The organism is Methanolobus sp. ZRKC4 (assembly GCF_045291305.1).
GTDB lineage: Archaea > Halobacteriota > Methanosarcinia > Methanosarcinales > Methanosarcinaceae > Methanolobus.
The window spans coordinates 2,417,929-2,436,775 of sequence record NZ_CP146983.1 but is presented as its reverse complement, the minus strand read 5'-3'; the positions used below and the strand labels follow the sequence as shown (position 1 = coordinate 2,436,775).

Genomic DNA, 18,847 nt, shown 5'->3' with positions numbered 1-18,847 from the left:
TATAAATGACTACTCAGTCATTTGCAAGGTCACCTTTAACAATTCAATAATTCAGGAGAACTAAAATGTTATACAGAACAATACCAAAGAACGGGGACGAATTATCAATATTGGGATTCGGAGCCATGCGTCTTCCTATGAAAGAGGACGGAAACATCGATGAGGAAAGAGCTACAAATCAGGTCCGCTACGCAATAGATCAGGGTGTGAACTATGTAGACACTGCCTGGCCGTATCACATGGGCCAAAGTGAGCCATTCCTCGGCCGCGCACTTAGTGACGGTTACAGGGAAAAAGTCAAACTTGCAACAAAACTTCCTACCTGGATGATTGATAGCCGGGAGGATATGGATAAGTTCCTCAATGCCCAGCTTGAAAAACTCAACACCGATCATATCGACTACTATCTCATTCACAGTCTTGCGGGAGAATTATGGGAGAAGGTGAAGCCTCTCGGAATCCTTGATTTCCTGGACAAAGCAAAAGCTGACGGTCGCATAATTAATGCCGGTTTTTCCTTCCACGGTTCGCCGGATGAATTCAGGCCAATAATTGATGCCTACAACTGGGACTTCTGCCAGATACAGTACAACTTCCTGGATGAAAAAATGCAGGCAGGAACCGAAGGACTGGAATATGCAGCCTCAAAGGGTCTTGGGGTTATCATCATGGAACCTTTGCGTGGAGGAAGCCTTGCAGGAAAGGCCCCACCTGCTGTAGAAGAGATATGGAATGAAGCTCCTGTAAAGCGAACGGCTGCAGAATGGGGTCTGCGGTGGGTCTGGAATCATCCTGAAGTCACAGTTGTGCTTTCAGGTATGAACGAGGAAGCCCATGTAGAAGAGAACCTGAATATCGCAGGAGAAGCTCTCCCGGATTCCCTTACAGAAACCGAACTGGAACTTGTTAAGAGATCCGAGAAGAAGTACCGTGAGATCATGAAAGCCGGCTGTACAGGTTGCAGTTACTGTATGCCCTGTCCGGTAGGCGTGAATATTCCGCTCTGTTTTGAGCATTATAACAATCTGGCCCTGGTTGACAATCTTGAAGGGGAACGGTTTATGTATGCTGCAAGGTTGGGCGGGGCTGTTGGTCTAGGTAAACCTGAGTTTGCATCTCTCTGTGTGCAATGTGGCGAATGTCTTGATAAATGTCCTCAGCACCTTGAGATTCCAACTGTCCTTGGTTCCGTTGTCGAAGAACTGGAAGGGTCTGACATAGAACAGAGAGCTGCCATGGCAAGGAAGATGTTCAAGCAGGTATAACTGCTGGAACAATTCAAAGTGCTAAAACGGCAAAATAAAGATATTGTTTGGTTTGACCATATTGAATGATCAAACAATATCTCTGCTATTCTCAAATTCAGTTATATATTAATAATCCAAAGTAGAAGGGAGTATAAATGGATATCAAAAGCGTACTATACAAGCTGAAAAATAATGAGCTGGATCTCGAAACTGCAGAATCCGACATCCGTTCTATGGGTTATGTACCTGTCTCCGATATTGCGAAAGTAGACATCTTCCGCAAACATCGTACTGGTATTATGGAAGCTGTGCTTGCGGAGGGGAAGGATCCGAAGGATGTTGTGGAAATTGCAAAAGCCCAGGTTGCTGCAACAGGAAGAGTGCTTATTACAAGGCTCAGTGATAGTCACAGGGAAGTGCTTAGATCCAGTTTCAAGCCTGAAGAACTTGAATGGAACTTGCATTCAACTGCTGCAGTGGTCCACGACGGCACGCCAGCTCCCAGTACAGGAGGCATTGTTGCTATTATCACGGCCGGGACCGCAGACATAGACGTTGCCGAGGAGGCACGGATGGTAGCCAATGAGATGGGATGCGAGACAATTGCTATCTATGATGTAGGTGTTGCCGGTTTCCACAGGCTTGTGGGAGAGATGCTGAAACTCCAGGAAAAGAAACCCGATTCCATTGTTGTCGCGGCAGGCAGGGAAGGCACCCTTCCAACGGTAGTTTCCAGCCTGGTGGATGTGCCTGTCATAGGGCTTCCCGTGTCAACAGGCTATGGGGCAGGTGCTAAAGGTGAGGCTGCGCTGCTTTCCATGTTGCAGTCATGTTCTGTTCTCTCGGTCGTTAACATTGATGCAGGTTTTGTAGCCGGTTCTTTTGCCGCAAGGATAGCAAATACTGTTGCTGAAGCAAGAAACAGCACCGTTGAAAAATAAAAGTCAATTTTAAGTTCATGTCTGAAATGATGAACATTCAGTTAGGATAAGATAAAAATGAGGTCTCTTATATTCGAACCTTTCTCAGGTGCAGCCGGCGATATGATACTTGGAAGCCTGATAGGTCTTGGTGTTGATGGTGAAAAGGTATGCAAGGTGATAGAATCCGTTGTTGACGTATCAGTATCCGTGGACCGGGCCAATAAGAAGGGTATAGATGCAGTTAATGTGCACATAAATGTGCCACATGAGGAGCACTCCCGGCATTATCATGAGCTAGTGGATATCATCAAGGCTGCCGGACTTTCCCCACCGGTTGAAAAGAGCGCACTTGGTGTGTTTTCCATTCTGGCAGAAGCAGAGTCAAAGGTACATGGTCTGCCTCTTGAAGAACTACATTTCCATGAGGTTGGTCAGAAGGATGCGCTTGCGGATGTTATTGGTTCCTGTTTTGCGATTCATGAGGTAGCTGCTGATTCAGTTTTCTGCACGCCTGCCAATGTTGGTGGTGGAATGGTAAGAGCCGCTCATGGTGTGATGGCAGTCCCGGCGCCTGCAACCCTGGAGATTCTAAGGGCAGGCAATCTTTTGTCATACGGCTCTGGAAACCGTGAACTACTCACACCTACAGGCGCTGCGTTGTTGTCCTATTTTGCAAAACCACTGGAAAATCTTCCAAGGGGTAAGGTCAGATCAGTTGGTTACGGTGCCGGGGATGCGGATACAGAGGACCCGAATGTGCTGCGCTCGATGATCATGGATGTGCAGGATACACTTTCCAGGGATACTATTGAAATACTGGAAACCAATGTGGACGACGTAACAGGTGAGATTCTCGGCAGCCTTTTTGAAAAATTGCTGTCTGTGGGTGCAAGGGATGTAACAATCACGCCGGCAACCATGAAAAAAGGCAGGTCCGGTCATATTATCAAGGTAATTACGAAGCCTGAGAACAGTGACCGTGTTGCAAGGGAGCTCATGAAGGAAACAGGTACACTTGGAATACGTGTTATTCCCACCAGGCATCGCTACGTTGCAGACCGCAGGATGGACAGGGTCAATATCAGTGTAGGTTCTAGGGAGTTTAAGGTTGCTGTCAAGATTGCACAGGACAAAAGCGGCGAAATATTGCACATGTCTGCGGAGTACGAAGATTGTCGCAGGGTTGCTGATAAGATTGGTCTGCCACTGAAAGAAGTTATCAGACGGGTTGAGGAAGAAGCCTGGGGGAAGTTTGAGTAGGATTCCTTCAATTTTTCTTTTTTAGTTTTTCCTTTATGTCATTTTAAACTTATACCACAAACCATCTAAATAATCCCGGTAATTACAAAGCAGATGATAACCGACGTCATTAAGATATTCAGGGAACTCGACAGTAAGGATCTTCGCATACTTCAGGGTATTGAGGTCGGGATGAAGCATTATGAATGGGTGCCTGTGGAAGAGTTGATGAAGATCACTCGCTTGCCGTATTCTTCTCTTGTGTATAAGATGAAAGCTCTTATAAGGAACAATATGGTTATCGGGACCAACCAGCCTTATGAAGGCTACCAGATATATTTTGATGCATATGATGCACTTGCCTTAAACACATTTGTCAAGAGAGGCACCATCAGCGCCATCGGTGATGAGATTGGAGTTGGCAAAGAGTCGGTAGTGCTTGAGGCTGTGAAAGAGCCTGAACTCGGTTTTGGTGAACCGCAGGGTGTCATCATAAAGTTTCACAGGGAAGGGAGAACCAGTTTCAAAAGGGTGAAGCGTGTACGTTGCCATCTAGAGGACAAGGAACACTTTTCATGGATATACGCAGCCAGGCTTGCTGCTAAAAGGGAAGCTGAGATAATGCGCAAACTCTATCCGGATATATCCGTACCCCGGCTTATAGATAACAACCGGCATGCACTTGTGATGGAAGTTGCGGAAGGCAGTCTCCTGTGCAAGACAAGACTTGAAGAACCGCAATGGTTCCTTGACGAGATCATCAGGCAGGTAGGCATAGTTTATGAAAAAGGTTACATTCATTCTGACCTTAGCGAGTACAACATCTTCGTTATCGAGGGTGGAGTGCAATTCATCGACTGGCCTCAGTGCGTGGAAATAAGCCATCTTCATGCGGATGAGTTGCTTGAAAGGGATGTATCCAACGTGCTCAAACACTTCAAGCGCAAATACAACATCAAAATGGATTTGAGCGAGGTTATATCGCATATAAAAGATGGTCAGGAGTCATAAATATATCATAGTAATGACATAAAATAAACTGTATGCAAAACGGTGTCATATACGGCATTGACATAGCAAAGGGCTCTTCCAGGGCACAGGAGGTTCCCAGATATGCCGTTGCCGTTCTTCGGGATGGCGAGATAAACCATTACACAATGGTCCGGTTACACAGGATACTCCGTATGCTGAACAAGGACCGGCCTGATTATATTGCAGTTGATAATATTTTTGAGCTCGCAGCAAATAAACGGGAGCTAATACGTTTTCTTGAAAAACTCCCAGGTAATACAAAACTGGTGCAGGTCACCGGAGGTATTCATCAGAAATCTCTGCTTCGTCTGGCAAAGGAGCATGGTCTCTCTTTCAACCAATTGGATCCTAATCAGGAAGCTGAAGCCTGTGCAATTCTTGCAAGTCTTGGAGTAGGTGCTGAGGTCTCTCTTTTTGAAGATATCACCCGCATAAAAGTAAGTCGTGCCCGTTCACTTGGCAGAGGTGGCTGGAGCCAGAACCGCTATCGAAGAAAAGTCCATGGGGCTGTCAGGGAAAAGAGCAGGGAGGTCGAGAGCACCCTGCGTAAGTTCTCCAGAGAAACGGGTTTTACTTATTCCGAACATATTACTGAGGGCTTTGGTGGATATGTCCGGGCTGAATTTACTGTAAATGCAAGACGTGAGCTTGTGCCGGTCAAACCCTCTGCTAATGCTGATGCCCAGGTTACTGTCAAAAATGTTGAAAGGGACAAGATACAGTATATACCTATCAAAAAAACAGGACGCAAATACACGATTGTCGGAATAGACCCCGGCACAACCGTAGGAATTGCTATTATTTCTCTTGACGGAGAATTGCTTCTTTCTGATAGCACACGCGGTATCTCACATGATGAGGTTGTTAGGTTGGTAGCTGAATATGGTAAACCAATACTTGTAGCCACGGATGTCTATCCTGTTCCATCAGCAGTTGAAAAGATACGCCGCAGTTTCAATGCAGTTATCTGGACTCCGGGTGGTGAGATACGGGCAGAGGAAAAGATAGCAATTGCCAGACAATTCGGATATTCCAATGACCATGAGCGTGATTCACTCACTGCAGCATTATCCGCGTACAAAGCGTACAAAAATGTATTTTCGAAGGTTGGGAAGAGAGCTCCTAAATATCTTGATATCGACAGTATAAAGTTCCATGTGATAAACGGTGAGTCCATAGATGAGGCCATCGAAAAGGTTGCATCCGAGTCAAGGATAAAGATCAGAATGAAGCCGGAGGCAGAAACGCAAAAAGAAGAACCTGCCGATGTGGATGAACAAATAAAGAAACTGCGTGAGGAGCTCAGGCATAGGAATTCCCAGATAAAGCAGCTCAAAGATTATGTTTCTGAACTCAAATACGAGGCTGGACAAAAGGAAAGATTTGTTGAGCAACTGGAAATGCGCATCAAAAAGGTCAAAACGTCAATTTACCGACAGGTGAGGCGGGAAAAAGAGATTCATATAAGGGACAATGAAATAGAGCGTCTCAACAAAGAGCTTGGCAAAATGAAAAAATCCCTGCGTAACCAGCGCAAACAAAACAAACGCCTCAAGCAGATACGCAAAAAAGAAGTAAGGGGAGAGGGACTTCCGGTAAAGGTCATCTCATCGTTCACGCGGGAAGCGATACAGCACACTATTGAGCTTTACGGCATCAGGGAAAATGATGTAATTTACCTGAGAGATCCAAGTGGTGGAGGTCCTGTAACGGCTTCATTGCTGGTTGAAGCAAAGATCAAGGCAGTTATCATACGTGAAGACATGCCACACGGGGCACTTGAATATTTTTATGAAGGCAATGTTCCTGTGTTAAAAGATGTACAGATTCATCTCATTGGTGACCTCGCTTCTGTAGAACCCGGAATCCTTGAGGGTGCGATAGAAGAATGGCAAAAAGGAGCCGATGAGCGGCGCAAGGAAAAAGAACATAAACAAGTCCAGTCCATTCTGGAAGAGTATAAGAGTGAACGCAGGAGAGGGCTTGCATAGATGAAGTTGTCTGAATCTGGAAAATAAGAGGTTAATGATTATGAAAAGGTCATCACTACTGCTGGCAGGTGGTTTAGGAGCCCGTCTTAATGGCAGGGAAAAAGCGTTGATGATGTATCAGGACAACACATTGCTGGAACGCACACTTGCTGTTTTGGATGAAGTTTCTGATGAGGTTATCGTGTCTCTGAGGGATAGTGAGCAGGTGCGGCAATTCTCTGAATATCTCGTAGACAGAAAAGTTGTAACAGATAAGATAAAAAATGCAGGTCCACTTGCAGGAATGCTTGCAGGTTTTGAGGAAGCCTGTGGTGACTATGTTTTTACGGTAGCATGTGACATGCCGTTTCTTAATGGGCAGTTAATTGATATGATGTTTAATATGGTGGAAGAACACGATGCATTGATACCCATTAGTGAGTATGGGACAAAGGAGCCACTGCATTCTGTGTATCACAAGGATAAGATGCTGGTGGCAATTGAACATACTATGGGGGAAGGACACAGGAGCATACTTGCTCCGGTATCTTCTCTGGACGATGTTCTGTACCTGGATGCCGATGTGATGAAAAAAATAGACAAAGGCCTTAAGAGTTTTGTCAACATAAATATCCCCTCAGATATGACAAAACTGGATAATGTTAATCATGAAAACCTTGATGATAATGATAGTTCCGCTTGAAGGGATGTGTTAAAATGATAGACAATGATATCGTTATAAAAAAAGCTATCATAAGAATTGCTAATGAGTATGATCTTGACACCGAGGTCGTGGAAAGTGCAATAAAGGGTTCTGAAGACCCATTGGACCTTGACGTAATGGTCAGTGAAGGTATCTTCTGCTTCCGTGGGCCGAATGACGATGTTAAACATGACAATGCTTCTATTTGCCTTTCACATAAGATACTGGCAAATATCGGTGTGGCAAAAATTTTGATTCCTCTTATGTGTGAAAGAATTCGGAAATGGGATCATGAAGATATAAATGTCCTGTTGTCACTGCTAAAGAAAGTGGTTACAATAATGGAACTTAATCCTGATGAATATCCGGGTCTTCAGGCATGCAGTATTAACCCTGCCGAACTACCATCTGAGAAAATACCTGAAGATATAGGTGACAGACATTACGTTTGGGCAATGGACAAGAAAGGCATGTGTCTGGTAGGTGTCGATGCTAACAGGCTTATTCACATAGATGATCTACGCAAGGGTCAGGAAGATGTAAAATTGGTTTGTTGATTGTTTTCAGTAAATCACAAAATTCATTTTCATATCCTTTTTTCTTTAATTGTTGGCATTTTTACCTTTATTATCCGAATAATTTCGATAGCTTAATTAATATGTTATGTACATTGAGAAAAAATAAAAGTTATAATGCACTGCTTTATGGCGGTATATAGAATCATGTTATTTGTTTTGGAGTTGGTTAACTGAATGGATCCTGATATGCCGGAAGAGTGGTTCAAACTGGCTTTTGAAGCCGAAGATCCGGAAGAAAAAATAGAATATTTTTCGCTCATATTGGAGTGTGAGCATCTGGATCCTGAACTATGGAGTAATGAGGCTATAGCACTCGTTTGGAACAACAAGGGTATAGCACTTTCTTTTCTTGGTAGGGATGAAGAGGCGTTGGAATGCTTCAGAAACTCTGTTTTTCTCAACAAGAATGATGCTGATGTTTGGTACAATATGGGAGTCGCTCTTTTTCACCTGGGGAGATTTGAAGAGGCAATCAAGTGCTACAACAGGATTCTCTCAATTGATCCCAGAAATGATAATGCATGGATAAACATGGGTGATGTTCTTGAGTACATGGGAAACCACAGTGAGGCAATAAACTGTTACAGCAAGGTCCACAAAGAAATAGAACTTGACAATAAGTTCGCTATTGTCTGGAATAAAAAAGGACTTGCTTACTTTGGTCTTGGACAATATGAAAACGCAGCAGAATGTTTTTCCAGGGTTCTCCTGATCGATCCTGAACATAGCGAGGCAATAGAAAATCTTAAGCTTGCAATGATAAATACTAAAAAGATGAACGATGATATGAAATATCAAAGTTCTTCTTGTTTGTGAATTGATATTTTTGGTTTATAGTGTAAAGCGCTCGCCTATTTCCGGTGCGAATGCCTCAACGCCTATTTCTTCTTTAACCCAGTCTGCAAATCCTTCACAGTCGTCTCCATGCATGGTAAAGACATTTTCGGTGCCCCTGTCACAGAAATCGGATACTATTTCTTTCAGTTCCTTGTCTCCGCAATGAGCCGAGAAATCATATTGTTCTACCTTTATCCCGAGCTGCTGGATTATGCCATCGTTATCTATGATTCCGTTATCGACAGCTAATCTTCCATTTGTTCCCTCGACCTGGTAACCTGTGATCAGTATCTTGGATTTAGGGTCTTTGAAGACCTTTTTAAGGTAATACATTACAGGTCCCCCGTTCAACATCCCGGCTGTCGTAACTATTACTGAGGAATCCAGGGCAATTCTGTTTCTTTTACGACCAGTCACCATGGTGGCATTGGAAAATGCTTTTTTAAGATGGGTGGGGTTGCGTATGTATTCAGGATGTTTTGACATGATCTTGTATGCCTGTACACCCATTCCGTCAACATATGCCCTGATGCCGTGTGCATCGAGAAGCATGAGTATCTCCTGAGTTCTTCCGATTGCAAAGGCAGGGATGATCACATTGCCGCCGATGTCAAGTGTGTCCTGTACGGAATCGATGAATTCCTTCTCAATTTCTTTTCGTGGGGAATGGTCATCTCCAAAATATGTGCTTTCAGTTATGAGTATGTCTGAATCAGGGAAGTCAATTGCACCGGAAACCAGTCTGGTGTCCAGGGTGTTTATATCGCCTGTATAGAACAGGCTTTTACCCTCTTTATCCCGGACATGGATCGCTGATGCACCGGGAATATGCCCTGCATTCAGGAACTCAACATCGTATCCATGTGTGTGAAATTCAACTCCCGTATCCACTTGTTTTGTTTTATGGACAAACTTTGAGAGGTCAATAGAATCATATGCTGGTATTTCTCCTTTCCTTTCCGCAATTCTCAATGTATCATTTGCCAGCATATGTGTGAGGTCAAAAGTAGGTGGTGTCATGTAGATATCAGGTTCAAGGTCCATTAGGTTTGGAACCGCACCAGAGTGGTCTATGTGTGCATGGGATACAAGCACAGCCTCAGGACGTGACCCATTCACTGGGTACTTTATATGCTCTCCCGGAGACACTCCGTAATCCATCATAAGTTTATCATCAACGAGGACTGCCGATCTTCCAACTTCCCTGCATGCACCTTTGAATTCCAGTTCCATGTATACCTCACTCCTTTCAATCTATTTCAGACTGCCATTTCTTTAATTTCTTAACAGGTATACTTGTAACTTTTGCAAGTTCTATAGCATCAGCAGTGCACAGATCATCCACGCTACAAATTCCAGCATCAGTAAGTTTTTCCGCGGTAACCTTCCCAATTCCGGATATATCGTTAATTGTCTTTGGGCGTTCCTTGTCCTTGTCAGTGCCTTGCTTTTGTTTCTCTTCTTCCTGGGTTTTTTGCCATTCCTCGAAATTGCATTGGGGACATCCTAGTTTCCACGGCCTCTTTCCCGAATTGATAATGGTGATATGGTAAAGGTCATGATCCTCGCATATTTTATCCGTAACAATGACTTTACCTCCTCTTGGTAGGGGTAATGCGAAATTACAGTCAGGGTATCCTTCGCACCCGATGAATCTGGAACCTTTCCTGGACCGCATTACCATCAGGTTGGACTTACACTTAGAACAAACACCAATGATCTTATCCTCTCGAAGACCAGCACGCAATGATTCAGTGATATCTTCCTTGTTTCCTTCAAGGTCATTGAACATCAGCTCCAGCATTTCCCTGGACTCACTCAGGACTTCTTCCTCCGGGATCTCACCTTCGGCTATCCTGTCCATATCGACTTCCAGCTTGCTGGTCATGTCATGCTTTGAGATCGTGGGAGCAAATTTCTCCAGTGCCTCAACAACCGCATAGGCAGTCTTTGTAGGCTGGAGGGGATTTCCGTGGATATATGCCCTGGAATATAATTTGCTTATTATCTCGTGTCGGGTCGCTTTTGTACCAAGTCCGAGCTCTTCCATGATGCGTATGAGTCTGCCCTGTCCGTATCTTCCTGGAGGTTGTGTTTCTTTGGCCTGAACTTCTTTATTTAGGACTTTGAGTTCATCTCCTTCCTGAAGTTCTGGAAGCAACCTGTCTTCAGGTGCATTGTAATGATAGTACCATCTCCATCCCGGAACTACAAGTCGTGCACCGTTGGCCTTGAATTCTTCAGAGTCGATATCAAACCTTGCCTTTATTGTCTGCCACTGTGCAGGTTCGGCAAAGGTAGCAAAGAAACGTCTGACAACTAGTTCATAGACTTTCCATTCCTGCTCGTTTAGTTCTGACTTCTTCGCCAGGGATGCAGGGTAAATAGGCGGGTGATCTGTTGTTTCTTTTTTACCCCGTGTTGGTTTGAGTTCTTTTTGCTCAAGTAGTTTCTTAGCATATTCCTTAAAAGGCCCCTTGCTGAATACCTCAATCTGTGTCCTCATATCAATGCTTTCGGGATACACCGTATTGTCGGTCCTGGGGTAGGAGATAAAACCATTCATATAAAGTGATTCAGCGATCCGCATTGCATTTGCGGCCGTAAATCCGATAGAACTTGCCGCACTGATAAATTCAGTGGTATTGAATGGAGTGGGTGGCTTGTCTGTTTTTGTAGATGTGGTAATACTCGAAACGGTAGCCAGGTCTCCTAACTTCTGAAGTATCTCGTCTACTTCTTCCTTATTCCAGAAACGACTGGTTTTGTGCTCGACCTGGAATGTTTCTCCTTTTGCAGTTTCCAGGTTTGCAGAAAGTTCCCAGTAAGGTTTAGGCACAAACGCCTCTCTTTCTTTTTCCCGTTCAACTATAAGGGCAAGTGTGGGTGATTGTACTCTTCCCACGGAAAGGAACATGTTCCCAAGACGTCCGGCAGCAAGAGAAATATAGCGCGTCAGTGAAGCACCCCATACAAGATCGATAACCTGTCTAGAGTGACCTGCATCAGCCAGATTGAAATCTATTTTTGTCGAGTTTGAGAATGCTTCCTCTATCTCCTTAGGAGTGATGGCACTGTAATGTACACGGTCAAACTTGAGTTCGGAATTGACATTTTTTAATATCTCAAGAGCCTCGACTCCTATAAGTTCTCCTTCCCTGTCGTAGTCAGTAGCTATGGTTACTTGCGTAGCCTGTTTTCCAAGCTTCTTGAGAGCTGATACGATCTTAACCTGTGTGGATGCAGTAATGATCTCAGCATCTATGAGCTCTTTAGACTCCACTTTCTGCCAGTTGTTATAGGCTTTCGGAAAGTCGAGTTTCACAATGTGTCCGCTAAGTCCGATGAATATCTTTTTATCTTCTTCCGAGCCAAACTCGTAAGTGTCAACCCCGCTAACACGTACCTGTTTCAGCTTCTTAGGAGCAAGGATATTTGCTATCCTTTTTGCTGCAATGTGTTTTTCTGCTATGATGAGATGCATGTTATCTCCGTGATCGATCAAATAAATGGATTATATGATAAACATAGTATTGATTATAAGGATATGCATAAAAAAGTTTACTTTTACACAAACCCCATGCTTTAGTCTAACAAACATTCTTCTAAATATATCTATCGCAAACAATATTTTTGTGAGCAGAGTAGTACAGCCTTAGATACATGTCATGCATAAGGCTGGAAATTCGTGTATGATCTTCTGTATTTCACAAAGAACAGTATTGATCATTCTCATTAATGTTACTCAATTTAATCAAATTTACAATTTTTGTTTAAAAGTAACTATTCAGCCTGACTGTTTTAATGATGCAAAAAACAATATACTATGGCTTCATTCTATGTGTTAAAAAATATTCAGTAAAATATCATAAAAAACGTCTATCAATCTGAGGGGATTTGTATAGACCGCGAAGAAATACTTGCAGTTTATGAAGCTGGTCCAGAAGCAGTAGTAGAACTTGTAACTCGATTACTTGGGATAATTGAACATCAATCTCTCCAAATTGCACAACTTGAAGAGCGTGTCAGGCATTTGGAAGAAATGCTTGAAAAGAATAGTCGCAACAGTAGCAAACCACCTTCTACTGATTCTTATGCACGGAATAAACCAACCGTTAAAAGTCAAAGAAAAAAGACCAATAAGCATGTAGGTGGTCAAAACGGTCATCCTGGTACTACATTAAGAATAAATGATGATCCGGATGAAGTTATTGTTCATCCTGTTAATCAATGCGTCAATTGTGGGAGATCGTTAGCTTCTGTTCCCTCTGACTATGAAAGAAGACAGGTCTTTGACATTCCTCCTATAACTATCAATTGCATTGAACATCGTTGCGAGATTAAAACATGTCCCAAATGTTCTCATGTAAACAAAGCTCTTTTTCCAGATGGTGTAACTCAGCCGACTCAATACGGTCATCGAGTTAAGTCATTTGCAGTTTATTTGCACACTTACCAATTACTTCCTTATCAGCGTGTTACCAAGTTGTTCTCTGATATTTTGGGATGCAAGATAAGTCCTGCTACTTTGGTGAACACGGAACGTAGTTGTTTTGAGAAGCTTGGAGCTTTTGAAAATACAGTGAAACATCTCCTGAAAGAATCTCCTGTCATCAATCTGGATGAAACAGGAATGAGAATAAATGCAGTTCGTAATTGGCTTCATGTGGCAGGTACAGACAAACTGACCTATTATTTTGCACATCGCAAAAGGGGCTCAGAAGCAATGGATGCTATGGGCATATTACCAGGTTACACTGGTGTTGCAACACATGATTTTTGGAAACCGTACAACAAATATGAATGTCAACATTCATTATGTAATGCACATTTATTACGAGAGTTAACTGGAGCTTCCGAAAACAGGGATCAACAGTGGCCAAAGATAATGAGTGATCTCTTGATATGCATTAAACATCATGTTGATAATGATCTTTTAGATACTGAGCTAATTCAAAGGTTCAGTGAGGATTATGATCACATAACTTGTTTAGGAGTGAATGAAAATCCTCCTGATCCGGAATCAAATGTGCGGTCTAAAAAACGAGGACGTAAGAAGCAGACCACGGTAAAGAATTTGCTGGATAGGTTTATTGGCCATAAAGAGGATATCTTGCGATTTATGTACGACCAAAACGTTCCGTTTGATAACAATCAGGCTGAAAGAGATATCAGAATGACGAAAGTACAGCAGAAGATATCAGGTACTTTCCGCAGTGAACAGGGTGCAAAAAATTTCTGCCGTATAAGAGGATACGTGTCTACTGTTAATAAGAATTCTGAATCTGTTATCGATGCAATTAGTGCAATATTTTATGGCAATTCATTTGTTCCAAAGTTGCAGAATTGATCGTGGATGAAGAAATCAGCTTGGTGGAAGTGAGCTAGGCTGAATAGTTACGTTTAAAATTAAGATAGAATTTTGAGCAAATCAAAGTATGGGTTCTTTGCATTTGTCGCTAGAAGTATGTACTCTTGCAGGCTAATGTTTATTTAAAAAATCACGCTGCAATTTGATTATAAATGAAGCAAAAAAAATTGTTACATCCTTCCTGTTATTTAGTACATGTCAGGAGGATGTAAATTGTAATTCATTAAAGCTTATTTTTTTTGGATGAGCTCGATGTCTTCAAGAACTGCCTGAAGATCATCTTCATGCTCTATTTCGTCGGTAAGGATCTGGAGTACTATATTGTAGGTTATAGGATCCTTATCTTTTACTTTTGCAAGTATGGAATTATAGACCTGAATTGCACATTGTTCACCTTTTATGTTCTGTTCCAGAATTCTCTTTACAAATGGATCTTCAGGTGATTCGTATCCGCAGTTACCTTTTTTCATCCATTCTTCAGGTGAGAGTACAGGTGTTCCGCCAAGCTGTAAGATCCTTGTCGCAAGCATGTCGGCATGTCTCAGTTCATCTGTTGCATGCTGAATGAGTTCAGCAGCAGCCTCTTCTTTCATAGGTCCTTTAATTACCTTTGCGCCTACCCAGTATTGGTAGTAAGCAAGCCACTCATCAGCAAGTGCCTTATTTAAGGATTCGATCAGGTCTGCTATGTCCAGTCCCAAATTCTCTAAAATTTCCACGCCTTTTGTTCCCATAATGGTCACCTTTTTCTATTAGTTAACTAATCTAATTATGACTGTTTCCTGAAGCACATAAACCAGTCAAGGCAGTATTTTCCCTCTTCCTCTGACTCCACTCTTTCCTTTGCGGTTCCACATGAGCCAGGTGGTGGGATTATGACATCCTCTCCGGGTTGCCAGCTGGCAGGAGTTGCAATGTTTTCAGCATCTGATTTTTGCATGGCCTGCAGCAGTCTCTTGATTTCATCCATATTCCTTCCATTGGAAAGTGGATAGTACAGGATTGCCCTGACCTTGGCTTTCGGGTCCATCATGAAAACTGCCCTTACAGCCTGTGTGTCTGAGGCATTGGGCTGAACCATGCCGAATTTCTTTGCTACATCCATTTTGAGATCAGCTATGACAGGGAAAGTTATCTCTACTCCTTTCATTCCCTTGTACTCTATCTTCTCTTTTATTGTTCTCAACCAGGCTATGTGGGCATATATGCTGTCAATGGACAGTCCGATCAGCTCACAGTTCATTTCTTTGAATTCATCCTGCATACTTGCAAATGTCATGAACTCGGTGGTACACACCGGAGTGAAATCTGCAGGATGGCTGAACAGGATTACCCATTTGCCTTTATAGTCTGCCGGGAAATTGATCTCCCCGTTGGTTGTCTGTGCTTTGAATGATGGCGCATCATCGCCGATAAGTGGCATTGTTACAATGTCTTCCATATCTAATCCTCCGTACATTTTTTACATATTCCATAGAAATTCGTATCTGTTGTCTCCACTTCGAAATCCTCTATTTCCCCTGCTATTTTCAGGGAATATTCCGTTAGTTTCTCCGATTCGTAATCGGATATCTTTCCGCACCCAATGCAAATGATATGATGATGCGGTATGAGGTTTGCCTCAAATCTTGAAACCCCCTTAATATTCACCTCCTTGACAAGACCCTTTTCTGCCAGGAACCTGAGGTTCTTATAAACAGTGGCTTTACTTATTCTTGTCAGTTTTTTCCGTACTCCTTCATAGACATCATCTACAGTCGGATGACCGTCGAATTTCTTAAGGAAATCCAGGATCTCAATCCTCTGGTTTGTGTACTTGATGTCTGCCTTTTTCATTTTGGTCCCACTTTTTTGTTTTTCCTGCTCTCACATAATCCATGTAAGAACATATCCTAAATAATAATTATTATTATTTAAACATTATTCTTGTTTAGTATTGATACCTATTTAGAACTATATATTGTTTGTTCTGATTTTAAAATGAAAATCACGGGGATAAGAAAAAAGCAATCTATTAAGCAAGATACTTAATAGATAAGTTATCAAATAATCAGCAAGAATTCCGGAGACACAAAATGACCAATACCAGGATAATCTCTTGGAATGTCAATGGCATCCGTGCAGTTCAAAAGAAAGGTTTTCTGGAGTGGCTAAAGAAAGAGCAGCCCGATATTCTGTGCATTCAGGAGACAAAGGCCCAGAGGGAACAGCTGAACAGTGAACTGCTGGAGGTTGAAGGCTATAACAGTTATTTTGCATCCGCAGAGAAAAAAGGTTACAGTGGTGTTGCAATTTATAGTAAACTGGAACCTGAGAATATCAAGTGTGGATTTGGTATTGAGAAGTTTGATCGTGAGGGAAGAACTCAAATCGTCGATTACGGAGATTTTGTATTGTTCAACATTTACTTCCCCAATGGTAAGGCATCGAAGGAAAGGCTGGAGTACAAGATGGAGTTTTATGATGCCTTCCTGGAATATGCTGATACCCTGAAGGGAAGGGGCAAAAAACTGGTTATTTGCGGGGATGTTAACACTGCACACAAAGAAATAGATCTTGCACGTCCGAAAGAGAATGAAAAGATTTCAGGTTTCCTTCCTTCAGAGCGTGCCTGGATCGATAAACTCATGGACAAGGGTTATGTGGACACTCTGAGGATGTATAATACTGAGCCAGATAATTATACCTGGTGGAGCATGCGCACGCGGGCTCGGGAAAGGAATGTTGGCTGGAGGATCGATTATTTCTACGCAAGTGAGAATATCAAAGATCAGATAAAAGACGCATTCATTTTGCCTGATGTTATGGGTTCTGATCATTGTCCCATAGGTATTGACCTTGAGTTATAATATAAGACTATAATTTGATTTATTCCGGATCGAATAAAAAAATTCCTTATTTGATGCTGTTAATTGCCATCATGACGGCATCTTTCGGACTTTTTGCTTTAATCGTACCCTCGATTTCCCATTTTGATTCGAGGGTTACGACTGTTTTACCCATTTTTAGGGAGAAGGCTATTTCTGAGAGGGTTCCGTATTCTCCTCCGACAGCTATCAATACGTCCGCAGATCGTGCTATTATTACATTTCTGGCATGCCCCATATCAGTCACGATCGCAATGTCAATGTAAGCATTTGCACTTATACGACTCTCTCCGGGGAGAATGCCAATTGTAGTCCCACCTTCTCTTTTAGCACCAGATGCTGATGCTTCCATTACTCCGCCATGCCCGCCACAAAGCAGTATTGCATTGCTTTTTGCGATTTCAGCCCCTACTTCTTCTGCTGTAATTCTCAGAGCATCATCACATGAGCCGGCACCAATGACTCCTATTTGTATCATTTTTCGCTACATCCTTTATTAAAACACTCACGAATTTACATATATTCACTTTGTATCCTTAAGATATCCCTGCTATCCTTAGCTTCTGAGTATTCTTCCAGAGGTTCGTGGTTCAGCTCGAGAAAAGTGTGGCCCCAGTTGAACTTGGACATGACTTTCTCTGCCTGCTGTTTATTTCCAAGTATGTATAGTGCAGCGGCAAATGCTTCTACGGATGTGAGTTTGAAAGGTCTTCCAAAATTCACGGGATTTGCAGCCACAAGGTATGGGAGTGCACGGTGTTCGAGTTTCATCCTTAGGAGTTGTGGGAATACCCTTTCAACTTCTTCCCATGAACAGTCAAGAACAGTTATACCTTTTTTAGTACTATCTCCGGGTGAAAGAGCTTTTTCAGCCATAGGGTCAAGTAATATGGATCTTGAAGGTATCCTTTCTATTTTCTCAGAAAGGGTCACAAGCCCAAATTTTGCCATTTTCTTGCCGGTGCATTTTTTTGGGTCACATTGTTTTGCATGATATAGAAATAGTTTAATGTCTTTTTCGTCATCAGGTGCCATATGAGTATGATGATGTCTGATCATATATCAATAATTCGTTTATGCATGTCGAAATTTCAAATAATATAGATATGTATTTATATTTATGAGTTGTATTAAGTCTTGAATATACTTATGTGGTACTAATTACTGGATCTTCAAATGAAAAGGGAATAACTCATTGTAATCATCTATCGAGGTATTTTATGACGGCAACAATTTTTACTATTGTTTCAGGGAAGGGTGGTGTTGGCACAACTACAGCTGCTATAAATCTCAGTGCTGCACTTGCAGGATTCGCAAAAAATACTCTATTAATAGACACTGACATTGGAATGCCCACGATTGGGCTGATGTTGGGAATCGAAGCTTCAAAAGCAAGTCTTCATGATGTTCTTGCAGGGACTGCGGAGTTAAAAGACGCAATATATGACGGGCCTAATAATCTACGTGTCTTACCAGGAAGCATTTCTCTTCATAGTTTTTTAAATTCAAATACTGATGTTATCAGTGAGATCGTAGATGATGTAAAAGAAAAGTATGATTACATTATCATTGATTCTCCAACCGGTATCAACAAAAATTCAATTTTGTCCATATCACTTGCAGATGAAATCATTCAGGTAGTAAACCCTGACATCATCTCTCTTGCAGGCGCAATGAAAATAAAAACAATTTCTGACAACATGGGAAAACAGTTCCGTGGAGTCATCATTAACAGGTCAGGCGTTACTCAAAATGAGTTAAGCAATGAAAGGATAGAAACGACCCTTGGCCTCAGGATACTGGAAACCATAGTTGAAGAGAATAGCGTAAAGAATTCTCTGGCTTTTAAAACACCAGTTGTTATGAAATACCCTGGTTCACCAGTGGCTGTCGGCTTCAATCGGCAGGCAGCTGAGATCGCAGGTATAAAATCTTCGGTCGAGGATATTTCAACAGAAGTTAAGGAAAAGAAAAAGAAGGGCAAGAGATTCTCATTGTCAAAAAACAAGAAATGAGTTTTCGATTAAATTGAAGACAAAAATGCCTTAAAAAAATCAATTTGGAAGATAATAAAATGACC

The 18,847-nt window shown here is 42.2% G+C and carries 18 protein-coding genes; 11 read left to right on the top strand and 7 right to left on the bottom strand.

Annotated features, from left to right (window positions below):
- Positions 1 to 65 precede the first annotated feature (65 nt).
- The 8 genes from V7O67_RS11935 to V7O67_RS11900 all read left to right on the top strand — a co-directional run bounded on the left by V7O67_RS11935 (position 66) and on the right by V7O67_RS11900 (position 8,508).
- Positions 66 to 1,265, top strand: a complete 1,200-nt coding sequence (locus tag V7O67_RS11935; RefSeq protein WP_406670091.1) for an aldo/keto reductase — start codon at positions 66 to 68, stop codon at positions 1,263 to 1,265.
- Positions 1,266 to 1,402: 137 nt separating this feature from the next.
- Positions 1,403 to 2,188: a nickel pincer cofactor biosynthesis protein LarB gene (gene larB, locus V7O67_RS11930; RefSeq protein ID WP_406670090.1), complete on the top strand. Its 786-nt coding sequence runs from the start codon at positions 1,403 to 1,405 to the stop codon at positions 2,186 to 2,188.
- Positions 2,189 to 2,245: 57 nt separating this feature from the next.
- Positions 2,246 to 3,430, top strand: a complete 1,185-nt coding sequence (gene larC, locus V7O67_RS11925; RefSeq protein ID WP_406670089.1) for a nickel pincer cofactor biosynthesis protein LarC — start codon at positions 2,246 to 2,248, stop codon at positions 3,428 to 3,430.
- 93 nt (positions 3,431 to 3,523) lie between these two features.
- Positions 3,524 to 4,420, top strand: coding sequence for a serine/threonine-protein kinase RIO2 (locus V7O67_RS11920; protein WP_406670088.1), 897 nt, complete (start codon positions 3,524 to 3,526; stop codon positions 4,418 to 4,420).
- A gap of 32 nt (positions 4,421 to 4,452) precedes the next feature.
- Positions 4,453 to 6,432 carry a DUF460 domain-containing protein gene (locus V7O67_RS11915; protein ID WP_342304629.1) on the top strand — a complete coding sequence of 660 codons (1,980 nt, stop codon included), beginning with the start codon at positions 4,453 to 4,455 and terminating at the stop codon, positions 6,430 to 6,432.
- A 40-nt stretch (positions 6,433 to 6,472) separates the two neighbouring features.
- Entirely contained in the window at positions 6,473 to 7,114 is a 642-nt protein-coding gene (locus tag V7O67_RS11910) for a molybdenum cofactor guanylyltransferase (protein ID WP_342304630.1), read from the top strand.
- 14 nt (positions 7,115 to 7,128) lie between these two features.
- Entirely contained in the window at positions 7,129 to 7,671 is a 543-nt protein-coding gene (locus tag V7O67_RS11905; protein WP_342304631.1) for a hypothetical protein, read from the top strand.
- A gap of 195 nt (positions 7,672 to 7,866) precedes the next feature.
- The gene (locus tag V7O67_RS11900; RefSeq protein ID WP_406670085.1) at positions 7,867 to 8,508 is read left to right on the top strand and encodes a tetratricopeptide repeat protein; all 642 of its coding nucleotides are present in this window, start codon (positions 7,867 to 7,869) and stop codon (positions 8,506 to 8,508) included.
- Between the two features lie 15 nt (positions 8,509 to 8,523).
- Here V7O67_RS11900 and V7O67_RS11895 read toward each other — a convergent pair whose 3' ends face one another.
- Together V7O67_RS11895 and V7O67_RS11890 are read right to left on the bottom strand one after the other, a co-directional pair.
- Positions 8,524 to 9,762 carry an MBL fold metallo-hydrolase gene (locus tag V7O67_RS11895; RefSeq protein WP_406670083.1) on the bottom strand — a complete coding sequence of 413 codons (1,239 nt, stop codon included), beginning with the start codon at positions 9,760 to 9,762 and terminating at the stop codon, positions 8,524 to 8,526.
- A gap of 16 nt (positions 9,763 to 9,778) precedes the next feature.
- Positions 9,779 to 12,013, bottom strand: a complete 2,235-nt coding sequence (locus V7O67_RS11890; RefSeq protein WP_406670081.1) for a DNA topoisomerase I — start codon at positions 12,011 to 12,013, stop codon at positions 9,779 to 9,781.
- A 417-nt stretch (positions 12,014 to 12,430) separates the two neighbouring features.
- On the opposite strand from V7O67_RS11890, the gene tnpC reads away from it, so the two are divergent.
- Positions 12,431 to 13,879 (top strand): IS66 family transposase, encoded by a 1,449-nt coding sequence (tnpC, locus tag V7O67_RS11885; protein ID WP_406671410.1) that lies wholly within the window; start codon positions 12,431 to 12,433, stop codon positions 13,877 to 13,879.
- Between the two features lie 251 nt (positions 13,880 to 14,130).
- On the opposite strand, the gene V7O67_RS11880 is transcribed toward tnpC, so the two are convergent.
- Genes V7O67_RS11880 through V7O67_RS11870 form a run of 3 tightly spaced genes read right to left on the bottom strand, consistent with a single transcriptional unit; the run spans position 14,131 to position 15,736 of the window.
- On the bottom strand, positions 14,131 to 14,634 hold the full coding sequence (locus tag V7O67_RS11880; RefSeq protein WP_406670079.1) for a ferritin-like domain-containing protein: 504 nt from the start codon (positions 14,632 to 14,634) through the stop codon (positions 14,131 to 14,133).
- Between the two features lie 35 nt (positions 14,635 to 14,669).
- Entirely contained in the window at positions 14,670 to 15,323 is a 654-nt protein-coding gene (locus V7O67_RS11875) for a peroxiredoxin (protein WP_406671473.1), read from the bottom strand.
- A gap of 20 nt (positions 15,324 to 15,343) precedes the next feature.
- Positions 15,344 to 15,736, bottom strand: a complete 393-nt coding sequence (locus V7O67_RS11870; RefSeq protein WP_406670077.1) for a Fur family transcriptional regulator — start codon at positions 15,734 to 15,736, stop codon at positions 15,344 to 15,346.
- Positions 15,737 to 15,975: 239 nt separating this feature from the next.
- On the opposite strand from V7O67_RS11870, the gene xth reads away from it, so the two are divergent.
- Positions 15,976 to 16,749, top strand: a complete 774-nt coding sequence (xth, locus tag V7O67_RS11865) for an exodeoxyribonuclease III (RefSeq protein WP_406670075.1) — start codon at positions 15,976 to 15,978, stop codon at positions 16,747 to 16,749.
- Positions 16,750 to 16,795: 46 nt separating this feature from the next.
- On the opposite strand, the gene V7O67_RS11860 is transcribed toward xth, so the two are convergent.
- Together V7O67_RS11860 and V7O67_RS11855 are read right to left on the bottom strand one after the other, a co-directional pair.
- Positions 16,796 to 17,245, bottom strand: a complete 450-nt coding sequence (locus V7O67_RS11860) for a TIGR00725 family protein (RefSeq protein ID WP_406670073.1) — start codon at positions 17,243 to 17,245, stop codon at positions 16,796 to 16,798.
- A gap of 35 nt (positions 17,246 to 17,280) precedes the next feature.
- Complete coding sequence (locus V7O67_RS11855; protein ID WP_342304640.1) at positions 17,281 to 17,802, bottom strand: DUF367 family protein; 522 nt, start codon at positions 17,800 to 17,802, stop codon at positions 17,281 to 17,283.
- Between the two features lie 185 nt (positions 17,803 to 17,987).
- Between V7O67_RS11855 and minD the strand changes: the two genes are divergently transcribed.
- Positions 17,988 to 18,782 (top strand): cell division ATPase MinD, encoded by a 795-nt coding sequence (minD, locus tag V7O67_RS11850; protein WP_342304641.1) that lies wholly within the window; start codon positions 17,988 to 17,990, stop codon positions 18,780 to 18,782.
- The last annotated feature ends 65 nt before the right edge of the window (positions 18,783 to 18,847 follow it).